5 protein-coding genes are annotated in these 14,067 nt (G+C 74.2%); all 5 read right to left on the reverse strand.

Annotated features, from left to right (window positions below; genetic code table 11):
- Nucleotides 1-33: 33 nt before the first annotated feature.
- Genes ACWDN5_RS11370 through ACWDN5_RS11390 form a run of 5 tightly spaced genes read right to left on the reverse strand, consistent with a single transcriptional unit; the run spans nucleotide 34 to nucleotide 13,346 of the window.
- On the reverse strand, nucleotides 34-1,200 hold the full coding sequence (locus ACWDN5_RS11370; protein WP_449676115.1) for a glycosyltransferase: 1,167 nt from the start codon (nucleotides 1,198-1,200) through the stop codon (nucleotides 34-36).
- Nucleotides 1,200-2,003, reverse strand: a complete 804-nt coding sequence (locus ACWDN5_RS11375) for an alpha/beta fold hydrolase (RefSeq protein WP_449676116.1) — start codon at nucleotides 2,001-2,003, stop codon at nucleotides 1,200-1,202. Before ACWDN5_RS11375 ends, ACWDN5_RS11370 begins: the two co-directional genes overlap by 1 nt.
- Complete coding sequence (locus tag ACWDN5_RS11380; RefSeq protein ID WP_310972761.1) at nucleotides 2,000-2,314, reverse strand: acyl carrier protein; 315 nt, start codon at nucleotides 2,312-2,314, stop codon at nucleotides 2,000-2,002. Before ACWDN5_RS11380 ends, ACWDN5_RS11375 begins: the two co-directional genes overlap by 4 nt.
- Entirely contained in the window at nucleotides 2,311-6,588 is a 4,278-nt protein-coding gene (locus ACWDN5_RS11385) for a beta-ketoacyl synthase N-terminal-like domain-containing protein (RefSeq protein WP_449676117.1), read from the reverse strand. Before ACWDN5_RS11385 ends, ACWDN5_RS11380 begins: the two co-directional genes overlap by 4 nt.
- Nucleotides 6,589-6,593: 5 nt before the next feature.
- A complete protein-coding gene (locus ACWDN5_RS11390) occupies nucleotides 6,594-13,346 on the reverse strand; it encodes an SDR family NAD(P)-dependent oxidoreductase (protein ID WP_449676118.1) in 6,753 nt (2,250 codons plus the stop codon).
- Nucleotides 13,347-14,067 lie beyond the last annotated feature (721 nt).

Here is a 14,067-nt window from a genome sequence, read left to right on the forward strand (position 1 = left end):
TAACGGCCCTGTTTTCCGCTGTAAATCACGGCTTCAGCGGGAAAGGTGCGCCAGGCTCTCCAACGCCAGCTGCTCCAGGTGCGCGGCGGCCGCCGCGCTTCCGCCGGCCGCGTGGAACGAGGCCGCCACGACCTCGGCCGCGCGGCGGTACGACGGTTCCGTCAGGACCTCCTCGACCGCCGCCGCGATGCGGGGTGCGTCCGCGCGGCCGAACCGCAGGCGGACGCCCGCGCCCGCCGCGACCACCTGGGCCGCCACGACCGGCTGGTCGTCGCGGATCGGCGCGACCACCAGCGGCAGGCCGTGCCACAGCGTTTCGCAGACCGTGTTGTGGCCCGCGTGGCACAGCACGGCGTCGACCCGGGACAGCAGCGGCAGCTGCGGGACGCTCGGGCGCACCAGGACGTTCGGCGGGACGTCGCCGAGCACGCCGCCCGGGTCGGCGATCACCGCGCGCACGCTCGTCCCGGCGAACGCCTCCGCCGTCGCCGCCAGGAACCCGGCGCCCGCGGACGTGTTCGCCGTCCCCAGGGAGACCAGGACGGTCGGCCGCAGCGGGTCGAGCCACTCCCACGGGAAGTCCGGTGTGGACGGCCGGGCGCCGAGGGCGGGCCCGACGAGCCGGACCGCCGCGGGCAGGGTGGCCGCGCCGAGCAGTTCTCGGGTGGTGAAGGCGAGGACGCCGTGCGGTGAGAACCGCGGGTCCGCCCCGCCCCGGCCGCCGGCGATCCGCGCGCGGAGCCCGTCGAGCAGCTCGCCGACCCACGCCCCGATCTTCGGCATCCCGGCCAGGGGGTCGACGAGCTCGGCCGACGTCGTCGCCGACGTGACCCACGGCAGGCCGGCGGCTTCGGCGAGCAGGCCACCGGCGAGGGCCTGCTGGTCGGCGACCACGACGTGCGGCTCGAAGGCATCGAGCGCCGCGGCCACGCCGGGGGCCATCGCGTCCGCCAGCGGGACGAGGAAGTCCTGCCACAGGAAGCGCAGCGCCGCCGGGCCCTTCAGGTCGGCCGGGCGCACGGGCAGGTCTCCCGCGGCGCAGGAGAACACCAGCGCCTCCGGGCCGGCCAGCTGCCACAGCAGTTCGCCGTGGCCCGCCCAGGCGACCTCGTGGCCGCGCGCGGTGAGCTCGGCCGCCACGCCGACAGCCGGGTTGACGTGCCCCACCAGGGGCGGGACGACGAAGAGGAACCGGGCCACTACCGCACCCGCGCCTGCGTGCGCGCGGTGTCACGGACCCAGTCCGAGATCAGCTCGATGACCTCCGCGGTCCGCTCGACCAGCACCGAATGCCCCTGCTCGGGCAGCACGACGCAGCGGCCTTCGAGGTGCGTCTCGAAGTGCGGCACCTGCGCCGCCAGCCCCGAATCGCCACCGAAGATCGCGAACACCGGGCAGCGCACCGCCGAAAGGTCCGCCGCGATCGTGGCGCTGCGCGGGATGTCCTCGGCGATCGTGGTGGTCTGCAGGATCTTGTTCGCGGCCTTGGACAGCCGGGCGGTGTGCGCGCCGTGGTGGTCGGCGATCCAGCCGATCACCTCGTCGATCGCCAGCCGGGTCTTGGCGTCGGCGAGCCCGTCGGCCATGTGCCGGGTCCACTCCTCGGTCGGTGGTTCGCCTTCGAGCACGACCACGCTGGCCACCCGGTCGGGCCGGGCGGCGGCCAGCCCGAGCGCCACCGAAGCGCCGAAGGAGTTGCCGACGACGTGGACGGGCCGGGTGACGTCGCAGGCGTCGAGGACCGCGACGAGGTCGTCGACGAACCGCTCCAGCCGGTACCCGGACGCCGGGCGGGTCGTCCGGCCGTGCCCGCGCAGGTCGTACATCAGCACGTCGAGGCCGCGCTCGGCGAAGGCCGGGCCGAGCGTGAAGTAGTAGCTGGCCAGGCTGTCGGTCAGCAGCCCGTGGACGCACACCACGATCGGCGCGTCCCCGTCCAGGGGAACGTCCGGGGTGAGCCGCTGGACGTGCACGTCCAGCTCGCCCGCGCGGATCCGGGTCACGCCGTCGCCCGCAGGGAAGCGACGATGTACCGGACGAGCTCGCCCACGGTCAGCGCGATGATCTCGTCCAGGTCGCGCTCGGCGATGAAGGTGGCGAAGTTGACGCGGTCCCCGTAGTGCTCGCGCAGCTGCCCGGACAGCGCCACCAGGTCGACGCTCTCCAGCTCGAGATCGTCGTGGAACGTCGTCTCCATGGTGATTTCCGCAGTGTCTTCCCCGTCCAGCCCGTACTCCTCGAGCAGCTCGCGCAGCATTCCGCTGAGCTGGGCGAGCACGGTCACCTCGTTCGCGGCCGTGGTCTCGATGCTCATCCGGCAGTCTCCTTCGTCTCTTCGGTCCAGGCGACGACGTAGCGGCGCGGCGGCGCACCGGGCGGGTTCTCGACGTCGGCACAGCACACGCGGTACGCGCGGCCCGCGACGCGGACGGTCAGCTCTTCCGGGGCCGCCGCGACGACCTCGAAGTCCCGGGGTTCCCCGCGCAAGCCGGTGCCGCGCAGTTTCGCGACGGCCTCCTTCGCCGTCCAGAACCGGGCGAACCACTGCTCCGGATCGCCCGGCAGGCTCGCGAACAACGCCAGCTCGCCCGGGCCGAGCGCGGCCTCCACAGTGGACTCCGCGCGCGGGGCCACCTCTTCGATGTCGATGCCGCACGGCCCGAACCGGGCGATCGACACCCCGGCTTCGGCGCGGTGCGCCACGGAAATCGTCACCGGGGGCAGCTCCCGGCCGTAGGCGCCGGCCGCGAACGGCCGGCCGCTCTCGTCGTTGCCGATCCGCAGTTCGGCGGGGAACATCTCGGGTTCGCCGCGGGCCCAGAGGAACTGGCGGACCGCGTCCTTGGCCGCGATCCGGCCGAGCAGCCACTGGCGCCGCCCGCGCGGCGGACGGCGGTCGTAGGCGTCGCGTTCGGGGCCGGCGAGGTAGTTGCGCATGATCAGCTCGCGGGTGGCCAGGTCGGGCCACTGCTCGCGCACCAGGGCCCAGCCGCCCGGCTGCTCGTGCGACAGCGTCGAACGCTCCGGCGTCCGGTCGGCCTGCCGGATGTGCGCCGTGCTGTCGAACCGCCGGTCGCGCCAGCCGGCGAACTCGGCCCAGACCCGGCCGTCGTGGACGAGCTGCATGTCCGCGTCGAGGAACTCGCCGGTCAGCCCGGTGATCCGGACCAGGCACTCCAGGCGCTCGCCCGGGGCCGGGTGCGGCCCGTGGAACCGGATTTCGCGCATGGCGACCGGGAAGACGGTGGTCCGTTCGGGCAGCCGGGACATGATCCAGTAGCCGAGCACCTGGCCGACGTTGTCGAGCAGCGCGCCGGGCGCGGCCGGGGTGGTCAGCACGGCCCGCACGTGCCGGTCGCCGATGGCGGTCAGCTCGGTGACGCCCTGGAAGCGCGGCCCGTGGAACATCCACCGCTCGTCGTACAGCTGGGCCGCCGTGGTCTCGGGCACCTTCTCGGCCGACGCCGGGAACCGCCACGGCGCCGGTGCGGCGGCCGGGTACTGCGGGGCGAGTTCGACGACGGCCTGGGAGTAGCCGGTGATGGCCGCGTGCACCCGGTCCGGGCCGTGCGGCCGGACGCGCACCGGCACGGTGACCGCCGGAACCGCGGTGATCCACTGGCTGAGCCGCACGTCGTGCACGGCGACCGCCTGCCGTCCGGGCGCGGCCTGCTCGGCGAACCGCATGAGGTGGTCGATCACCGTGGTCGCCGGGACGACCGGCCAGCGATCGCCCGGGTCGGCTTGGGGTGGCTGTTTGAAGAAACAGTGGTCGAGCAGGTACGGCATCGTTTCGAGCGACACGGTGAGGGTGGTGTCGAGTGCCCGCGGTGCCGGGAGGCGGCGCGCCGGGCCGGCGAGCACGGTGGACGCCAGCTCGGCGGTGTCGGCCAGCAGGGCGGCGAACTCCGCGGCGAGCGGGCCCTTCGCGGCCAGGTCGTCCACGCCTGCCTTCCGGGCGGCCGGCAGCGCGATCCGCGCGCGGACCTGGTCGTCCAGGGAGATCAGGCGGCCGCCGAGATCGAGCTTGACCGCCTTGGGCGCGGCCGGGCGTTCGCCGGGCAGGCGCGCGAAGTCGACGTCGAGACCGTCGGCCCACAGCGCGGTCGCGACCCGGCGCAGCTGCGCGAGCCCGGGTCGTTGCGCCGAGTGCGCGGCCACGACCAGGTGTTCCTCGCCGTGCAGGGTGTCGCCGACCAGCGAGCCGAGCTGCCCGGCGCCCACCTGGACGAACGCGCGGAACCCGGCGTCGTACAGGGCCCGCACGAGCGGGCGGAACCGGACCGGCTGCAGCAGGTGGCGCACGAACAGCTCGCGGATCCCGGCCGCACCCGCCGGGTATTCGGACACCGTGGTCGCCGACCAGAGCGGCAGGGCGGGCGGGTGCAGCGTGAACCGCTCGGCCGCCGCCCGGATCGGGTCCAGGTACGGCCGCAGCATCGGGGTGTGGAAGCCCGAGCGGAACGGCAGCACCTGCGCCACGATCCCGGCGTCGCGGAACCGCTCCACGAGCGCGCCGACCGCCGCTTCCGGCCCGCAGATCATGGCCTGGTTCGGGGAATTGTCGTGGGAGAGGACGACGTCCGCCCGCTCGGCCAGCTCTTCGGTCACCCGCGGCGCGGACGCGCCGATCGCGGCGAAGGCGAGACCGGGGACGACGAGCGCGTCCGGGTCGAACCCGGCGAGGAAGGTGTCGACCTCTTCTTCGGCGTAGACGCCGGCGACGGCCATCGCCGTCCATTCGCCCAGGCTGTGCCCGGCGACGGCGTCCGGCGTGACACCGAGCCGGCCGAGGGCGCCGTGCAGCAGCCGGCCCAGCTCGAACACCGCCGCACCCTGCCGCCCGACGTCGCCGACCTCGACGTCCGCGTGCTTCCAGGGCAGACCGAAGTGACGGGCGACGTCGCCGCAGTCGAGCGTGAGTTCCGACTCCAGGCCGGGGAAGAGGAACGCGATCTTGCCGCCGCCCGGCCCGAGCAGGGGGCGGTCGGCGAACCAGACGTCGTTGCGGCCGCGCCAGGCCCGGCCGCGCGCCAGGACCTTCCGGGCCAGGGCCAGCCGTTTCCCGGTCGGGTCGACGATGCCGAGCCGGACCGGGCCGCGCCCGGTTTCCGGCGGCCCGGGCCGGTCGAACGCCTCGCGCAGCGCGTCGAGGGTCGGCGCGGCCAGCCGCAGCACGCGCTCGGGCTCGCGCACCACGACCGGTTTCGCGCGGCCCGGGGCCTGTTCGAGGACGACGTGGGCGTTGATCCCGCCGAAGCCGAACGCGTTGACCGCGGCGCGGCGCACCGGCGCGTCCCACGGCGCGGCGGCGGCCAGCGTGGAAAAGCGGGTCTTGGCCAGCTCCGGGTGCGGGTCGTCGCAGTGCAGCGTGGGCAGCAGGACGCCGTGGTGCACGGCCAAGGCCGCCTTGACCAGCCCGGCGATCCCGGCCGCGGGCATCGTGTGGCCGATCATCGACTTGACCGAGCCCAGAACGGCAGAGCCTGCGCTTCCGAACACCTCTTTCAGCGTGGTGAGTTCCGCGGCGTCGCCGGCCGGGGTCGCGGTGCCGTGCGCCTCCAGCAGGCCGATGGAGTCCGGGGCGGCCGGATCGAGGCCGGCCGCGGCCCACGCCTGGCGGACGGCCCGGACCTGGCCACCGGAGTCGGGGCTGGCCAGGCTCGCGGTCCGGCCGTCGGAGGCGACGCCGGTCCCGGTGATCACGGCGTAGACGCGGTCGCCGTCGCGCTGGGCGTCTTCGAGGCGCTTGAGGACGACGACGCCGGTGCCTTCGCCGATCAGCACCCCGTCGGCGTCGCGGTGGAACGGCCGGATCCGCTCCGACGGTGACAGCGCGCCGAGCTGGGTGAACACGCTCCAGAAGGTGATGTCGTGGCAGTGGTGCACCCCGCCGGCGAGGACGACGTCGCACCGGCCGGTGGCCAGCTCCCGCACGGCGTGGTCGACGGCGATCAGCGAGGACGCGCACGCGGCGTCCACCGTGTAGGCCGGGCCGCGCAGGTCGAGGCGGTTGGCCAGCCGCGACGCGGCCAGGTTCGGCACCAGCCCGATCGCGGATTCGGGTGCCTCGGGGCCGAGCTGGTCGGTGAAGGCCTGGCGGACGGCGTCGAGCCGGTCGGCGTCGAGGTCGGGCATGAGCTCGCCGAGGGTGCGGACGAGCTGGCTCGCGGTGCGGACCCGCTGGTCGAGCCGGACCAGCCCGGGCGTCAGGTACCCGCCGCGGCCCAGCACGACGCCGACCTTCGCGCGGTCAGCGGGCAGGCGGTCCGGGCCACCGGCGTCGGCGACGGCCTGCGCCGCTACGCGCAGCGCGATCAGCTGGTCGGGCTCGGTGGCGGGCACGGACTTCGGCATGATCCCGAAGCCGGTGACGTCCACTTCGGCCAGTTCGTCGACGAACCCGCCGCGCCGGCAGTAGACCCGGTCGGCCCGGCGCTGCTCGTCCGGCGCGTAGTGCGCGTGGTCCCACTTGCCCGGCGGCACCTCGGTGATCGCGTCGACGCCGCCCGCGAGGTTGCGCCAGTAGCTCACCAGGTCGGGGGCGCCGGGCAGCAGGACCGACATCCCGACGATGGCCACGCGCATGCCGGTCACCAGCCCGAGGCGGTGTGGACGACGGCGCCGGTGCCCGGACGGCCCCAGGCCAGCTCGCGCAGCAGGCCGAGGGTGCCCTCCTCCGGGTCGATCAGCGCGATGCCGCGGCGGGCGTAGTCGCGCATGAGTTCGGGCGTGACCATGCCGTCGTGCTCACCGGTCGGGGCCCACGGTCCCCAGTGGACGGTCACCGCCCGCCCGGCCGGCCACTGGCGGCCGAGCGTCTCGAGGGCGTCGTTCGCGGCGGCGTAGTCGGACTGGCCGCGGTTGCCGAGCGTGGCGGCGATGCTGCCGAACAGGACGACGAAAGCGGGCTCTTCGGGCAGGTCGGCGGTCGCTTCGAGGAGGGTGCGGGCGCCGTCGACCTTGGTGCCGTAGACGCGCTCGAACGACTCGGGCGTCTTCTCGGCGACGAGCTTGTCCTCGATGACGCCGGCCGCGTAGACGATGCCGTCGAGCCGGCCGTGCTCGGCGTGGATCTCCTTGACCGCGCGGTGCACGGCTTCGGCGTCGAGCATGTCGACCGACTGGTAGCGCGCCGGGCTGCCGAGGGCTTCGAGCTTGGCCAGGGTCTGCCGGACCTCGCGTTCACCCAGGATCCGGCGGACGGCACGTTCGATCTCGGCGGGGCTCTTCGAGCCGGATCCGATGAGCGCGGCTCGGAGGTCTTGGGCCGTCGTGGCCTGCGGGTGTTCGTCGTGGTGGGCGGGCACGGGTGTCCGGCCGAGCAGTTCGATCCGGCACCCGGCGGCCGCGGCGAGGGTGGTGGCGAACCGGGCGGTGATGCCCTTGGCGCCGCCGACGAGCAGGACGACCGAGTCCCGGGTCAGGCCGATGGCGGCGGCTTCGGCGGCGCCGTCGCCGGCCGGGCCCGCGCCGTTGGTGGCGAGCGGGCCGAGGTCCTGTTCGGTCATCCGGAAACCCCTGCGAGCGTTGCCGTCACGGACGACGACGGGTTCGCGGTCTGCTGTGGACAGTTCTTGGATCAGTGCGGTGGCTTGGTTTTCGGGTGTTTCGTCCGGGAACAGCTCGACCACGCGGGTGAGGGTGGCGGGGTATTCGCGGGCGAGGCTGCGGTGGAAGCCGCGCAGGCCTTCGCCGGGCCCGGCGGTGAGCAGCCAGGACGGGTTCGTCGCGAGGGCGGCCTGGTACTGCGGGAAGGCGGCGGGCAGCGCGGTGCCGGGGAGGAAGAGGACCCCGTCGAACCCGGCACGGACCTCGTCGGCGACCTCGGCCGTCGCGCCGAGCCCGGTGAGGTGAGTGTGGACGGCCTCGGCGAGCGGCCCCCCGCCGAGAAGCAGGAACTTCCGCCCGGTGACGTCGGGCGTCTCGGCGGGTGGCAGGTCGGCTTCGGCCATGACCAGGCGTTTCGGCGCCACGATGAGCGGCGCGGGCTCGGCCGGCTCCGAGCGCCCCGATGTGGCGTCCGACGCCACTGGGGGACGTTCGCCGTCGATGAGGTCGGCGATCGCCGCGGCGGTGCGGGCCTTGGCCAGTTCCTCGACGTCGCCACCTGGGTCGAGGTTCAAGCGCGTCGCCAGTTCCCCGGCGATCTCGGCGCGCTTGATGGAGTCCACGCTCAGATCGGCTTCCAGATCGAGGTCCGGCTCGATCATCTCCACCGGATAACCCGTCCGCTCCCCGATCACCGCCACCACCGTCTCCAGTACCGAAGCGGTCTCCGGGGCCGGCGCGGGGCCGATCAGCGCCGCGATCGCCGCCGCCGTGCGCGCCTTCGCGAACTCCTCCACGTCACCGCCGGCGAGCCCGAGCCGGGACGCCAGCTCACCCGCGATCTCCGCCCGCTTGATCGAATCCACGCTCAAATCGGCTTCCAGATCGAGGTCCGGCTCGATCATCTCCACCGGATAACCCGTCCGTTCCCCGATCACCTCGACCACCGTCTCCAGCACCGAAGCGGACTTCGGCAGCGCGACCGGCGCCACCGCCGCGGGCTGTTGTTCGATGACCGGGACCGGGGAAGGCAACGGAGCGTCCGTGCCGAGGAAGCCCAACAGGACGTCGCGCTGGGCGGCGATCATCTCGCGGCTCGTGCGCAGGAAGTCCGCGACCATCGCCTCCGACGTCGCCGCCGGCGGAGCCGCGGCCGACACCCCGAACGAGACCCGCTCCGCCGGGCGGAGGGCGCCCGCCGGGATGGTGCCGTCCGCCGCGCGGAGGAGGTGGCCGTCGACCGTCCACCCGGGACGCTTCGGCCGCGGCGCCACGAATGCGTCCACCGCGTCACGCCCGCGGAACAGCCAGCCCGTCTCGAGCGGCACTCCGGACACCGCCAGCTGCGCCAGCGCGCCGAGGAAGCCCGGCAGGCCGCGGCGGCCCGGCTGCTCGAACCCGACCGTCCGGTGCGGCCGGTCGCCGAGGATGGCGGCGACCTGCTTGGCCAGCACGGCACCGGGCCCGGCCTCGACGAACACCCGGGCCCCGGCCGCGTACATCGCCTCGACCTGCTCCACGAACCGGACCGGCGAGCCCACTTGGGCGGCCAGCTCGCCGCGGATCGCGTCCGGCTCCTGCGGGTAGGGCCCGGCCGTCCGGTTGCCGTACACCGCAACCGCGGGCCGCACGACGCCGATCGCCTCCAGGGCCCGGCCGAACGTCTCCCCCGCCGGCGCCACCAGCGAGCTGTGGAACGCGCACGCCACCTGGATCCGCTTCGCGCCCAGCCCGGCGGCCCGCAGCTGCCCGACCGCGGTCTCGACGTCGGCTGTCGGCCCGGAAATCACCGTCTGCTTGGGCGAGTTGTGGTTCGCCAGCACGACCGGCGATTCCCCGAGGACCGCGAGAACCTCGGCGGCGGACGCCGACACCGCGGCCATCGCGCCCGGGTCGTCGGCGGGAACCGCGTCGAGGATCGCCGCCGCCCGGACGTGGCTCGCGTGCACCAGCCCTTCCGGCGTGAAGGCGCCCGCCGCGGCCAGAGCCGTCAGTTCGCCGTAGCTGTGGCCGCCCAGCATCCCGGGCCGCACGCCGGCCCGGGTCAGCAGCCGGAACGCGGCCAGCCCGGCCATCCCGAGCGCGGGCTGGGCGACGCGCGTGTCGGTGACCCGCTCGACGCGGTCCCGCCGCGCCGGCTCCCCGAACACCGCCGGGCCGAAGACGACCTCGGCCGTCGCCGGGTCGAGCCGCAGGTAGCGCTGCAGCTCGGGGAAGGTGACGAACAGCTCGGCGAACATGCCCGGCCGCTGGCTGCCCTGGCCGGGGAACAGCACCGCGACCTCGCCCGCCACGGTGTCGTCCGCGCGGAACACGCCTGGGGCGTCGTGCCCGTCCAGTGCCTGCCGCAGCAGTCCGGTCAATTCGTCCACAGTGGACGCGACGACGGCCAGGCGGGCCGGACGTCCCTGCGCCCGCTGGGCCGCCGCGAGGGCCAGGTCCCGCAGCCGCCACGGCGAAGGGGCCTCCGAAGCCAGGGCCAGCAGATCCCGCGCCGCCGCCTCCGTCGCGAAGGTGAACAGTTCCGCCGGCCACTCGTCGGCGGCTTGCGCGGGCGGGACGCCGTCGTGGGCGGCGAGCACGACGTGGAAGTTGGTGCCGCCGAAGCCGAACGCGCTGACCCCGGCCAGCCGCTCGGCCGGTGGCGCGGTCCACGGCTGCGCGGCCGACTGGAAGACGAACGGGCTGGTCGCCGGGTCCCAGGCCGGGTTCGGTGCCGCGAGGTGCAGCGTCGGCGGTTTGACGCCGGTGTGCACGGAGAGGGCGGCCTTGATCAGCCCGGCCAGGCCCGCGGCGCACTTGGTGTGCCCGATCTGGGACTTCACCGAGCCGATCGTGCACGCCCCGGGGGCGGCGCCGGCCTCGGTGAACACCTTGGTCAGCGTGCCCAGCTCGGTCCGGTCGCCGACGACGGTGCCGGTCCCGTGCGCCTCGACCAGCCCGACGCGCGCGGGCGAGACACCGGCGTTGCGGTAGGCGCGGGTCAGCGCGGTGTGCTGCCCCTCGGGCCGCGGCGCCGTCAACCCCAGCGCGCGGCCGTCCGAAGCCGCGCCGACGCCCTTGATCACGGCGTACACGCGGTCACCGTCGCGTTCGGCGTCGGCGAGGCGCTTCAGGGCGAGGCAGGCGACGCCTTCGCCGAGCGCGATGCCGTCGGCCGCGTTGTCGAACGTCGCCGACCGCCCGGTCGGCGAAAGCGCGTGCGCCGAGGCGAACAGGAGGTAGTCGTTGATGCCGTTGTGCAGGTCCGCGCCCCCGCACAGGACGAGGTCGCTGGTGCCGGCGGTCAGTTCCTTGCAGGCGACGTCGACCGCGGTCAGCGAGGACGCGCACGCGGCGTCGACGGTGTAGTTGGCCCCGCCCAGGTCGAGCCGGTTGGCGATGCGCCCGGCGATGACGTTCGCGAGCACGCCCGGGAAGGAGTCCTCGGTGATCTTCGGCAGCCGTTCGTCCAGTTCGGACGGGAGTTCGCCGAGGTAGGACGGCAGCACGGACCGCAGGGTCATCGCGTTCGACAGGTCGCTGCCCGCTTCGGCGCCGAACACGACCGACGTCCGGGCCCGGTCGAACGCGCGGTCGGCGTAGCCCGCGTCGGCCAGCGCGCGGTGCGCGGCTTCCAAGGCGAGCAGCTGCACGGGCTCGATGCTGGCCAGCGACGACGGCGGAATGCCGTACTTCAGCGGGTCGAAGCCGATCTCGGGCAGGAACCCGCCCCAGCGCGACGGCGTCCGCTCCCCCTGGCCCTCGGGGTCGTAATAGAGGGAGGTGTCCCAGCGCTGCGGGGGCACCTCGGTGACCGCGTCGGTGCCGGCCAGCACGTTCGCCCAGAACGCGGCCAGGTCCGGGGCCTGCGGGAACATGCACGCCATGCCGACGATCGCGATGTCCAGCGGCGCCGGCGCGCCCGGTTCGGTCTCGGTGACGCCGAACTCGGCCGCCCGCGCCCGCAGGAACGCGTTGGCGCCTTCGCCGACCGAGTGGTGCAGGCCGGCGATCGTGGTGACGGCCGAGCGCAGGACGGCGACTTCGCCGGCCATGAACATGCCTTCGGCGAGCTGACGGTCTTCGCCGACGTCCCGCAGCTCGGCGCCCACGCGCTCGATGCCCTTGCTCGCCAGGCGAAGCCGCCCGACGTTGAGCGTTTCCAGCCGCTCCCAGGCGTCGCGGCTCGGCACGCCGCGCTCGGCGAGATCCGCCTTGATCGCCGCGTACTCCTCGGTGAACGGGCTGCGCACGCAGCGGGTGGCGTGGCCCGGCGCGGTCTCGAGGAGGTCGGTGTGCTCGGCTTCGAGCAGGCTGCGCTGGAACAGCGGGAGCACGGCACCCGCGTCGACGGCCTCGCGCGTGAAGAGGTAGGCGGTGCCCATCAGCACGCCGATCGCCGCACCGCGCGCGGCCACCGGGGCGGCGAGGGCCGCCACCATCGCGGCCGAGCGTTCGTCGTGGATGCCGCCGGCGAACAGCAGCTGCAGGTCCGTGGCCGCGTCCGGGGTGGCCGCGAGGAAGTCGGCGAGGACGCCGAGCTGGGCCTCCCACAACGGGAAGCTGGTGCGCGGTCCGACGTGACCGCCGCATTCGGAGCCTTCGAAGACGAACTTGCGGGCGCCCGCTTCGAGGAACTGCTTCAGCAGCCCCGGCGAGGGCACGTGCAGGAAGGTGGCGATGCCGGCCTCTTCCAGCGCCACGGCCTGCGCGGGCCGGCCGCCGGCGATGATCGCGTGCGTCGGCCGGAGTTCGCGGATGACGGCCAGCTGCGCGGCCTTGACGTCGTCGGCGGCGAACCCGAGGACGCCGACGCCCCAGGGTGCGCCGCCCACGGCCGCGCGGGTCCGGTCCAGCACGTCGCGGGTCTGTTCCGGGCCGGACAGGGCCAGCGCGATGAACGGCAGCGCGCCGCCCGCGGCGACCGCGGCCGCGAAGGCGGGCTGGTCGCTGACCCGGGTCATCGGGCCCTGGGCGACCGGCAGGGCCGTGCCGAGCGCGCGGCTGCCCGCGCTGCCGGGGCCCAGCACCGCGTCCGGCAGGCGGAGGGCCTCGCCGACGGCGTCGGCCAGGCCGCGCACCGCCGCGGTCACCGTGCCCCAGCGGTCGCGGAACCGGGTGGCGAGGAAGACGTCCTGGCCGGCTTCCAGGGGTTCGATGCCGCGGCGGGCCAGCACGCGGACGCCGTCGGTGACGGTCGTTTCCGAGCCGTCGAGCCCGGTGACGGCGGTGGTCAGGGCCGACGGCAGTTCGGCTTCCGGGAGCAGGGCCAGCTGGGTGTCGACGACGACGCCGGCCGCGCCACCGGCGACGGCGGCCGCGGCGGTGTGCGGCCCGATGCCGCCCGCGGCCCACACCGGGATGTCCAGGGTGTCGTCGGCGAGCAGGGCCTGCAGCAGCACGAAGGTGCTCAGTTCCCCGACCCGGCCGCCGCTTTCGTGGCCGCGGGCGATCAGGCCGTGGGCGCCGGCGGCGACGGCCCGGCCGGCCGCGGCGCGGGAGGTGACCTCGGCCAGCACTCGCCGTCCCGGGAAGTCCCGCGGGGCGCACTCGGCGTCTTCGGTCAGCAGCACGGTGGTCACGGCGTCGGGCAGGTCCGCCGGACCGGCCAGCCGGACCCCGAACGCCGGGACGCCCCATTCGCCGAGCAGTGCGAGCTCGTCCGCGGCCGCGGTGCCTCCGGCCGTGAGGTCGAGCACGCCGAGCCCGCCCCCGCGTGCGGCGGCGGCGACGCCGCGTGCCGACGGCCATCGCAGCGGCGACACGGCGACGACCAGCCCGGCCGGCACGGAGTCGTCTTTCGAGAGACGCATGGGAACTCCCGCTACGCACGAAAGGGTGAAGGGTAACGGGGAGTACTTAAGCGGGTTCCTTCCGTGCCGTCAACAACCCACCGCGATTTCATCGCCATGGTTCAGAAAATTCGGGAGCGACCAGGCCGAAGGTGCAAGAATTTAACGTCGCCGTCACGTTCCCGCCCCGGACACGGGCCACGACCAATACCCGGTCCTGCCGGGAGTGGACCGGTTCGGGACGTGGTCCACCCGGCACGCGCCGCCGGACGGCGCAAGCCATCCCGCCTGGTGGACCTGCACGCACTGGCCGATCCGGACCACGCCGTCCGTCGGGTCCGGCGTTTCCCGGGGACCCCCGGCGCTTATCCCGCCGGTAAAGCTGAGGGACCCGGACGTTCGCTTCGCCGATCCGGACAAGCCGCCGCCGAATACCCCCACCGGCGATTTAACAGGAATGTTCCCGAGCGCTGAACAAATCGCAACGAGAATTGCCGACACACCTCCGCACACCCCGCCGAGTCCACAGTGGATTGTTCGCCCTCCGGGATTCTCGGTGCTCACGAGACCACGAACGGGGACGTCGGAGGCCACATCCACGCCGATCGGGGCGACCGCCGGTATTCGGGCGACCACCGGCGGTACCCCGGGCGGGCGCGCGTGATCGAAATTTCCCACCATCGCGTTACAGGCTTTTCCTGAGAAGAAGCTGAAGACATTTCGCGTACTGCGGAGTAGCACT

This window comes from Amycolatopsis sp. NPDC003731 (assembly GCF_053586895.1).

Bases quoted from the DNA above. Each gene is read 5' to 3' on its own strand.
- ACWDN5_RS11380 (WP_310972761.1), bottom strand. From the start codon at position 2,314: ATGAGCATCGAGACCACGGCCGCGAACGAGGTGACCGTGCTCGCCCAG.
- ACWDN5_RS11385 (WP_449676117.1), bottom strand. From the start codon at position 6,588: ATGCGCGTGGCCATCGTCGGGATGTCGGTCCTGCTGCCCGGCGCCCCC.
- ACWDN5_RS11390 (WP_449676118.1), bottom strand. From the start codon at position 13,346: ATGCGTCTCTCGAAAGACGACTCCGTGCCGGCCGGGCTGGTCGTCGCC.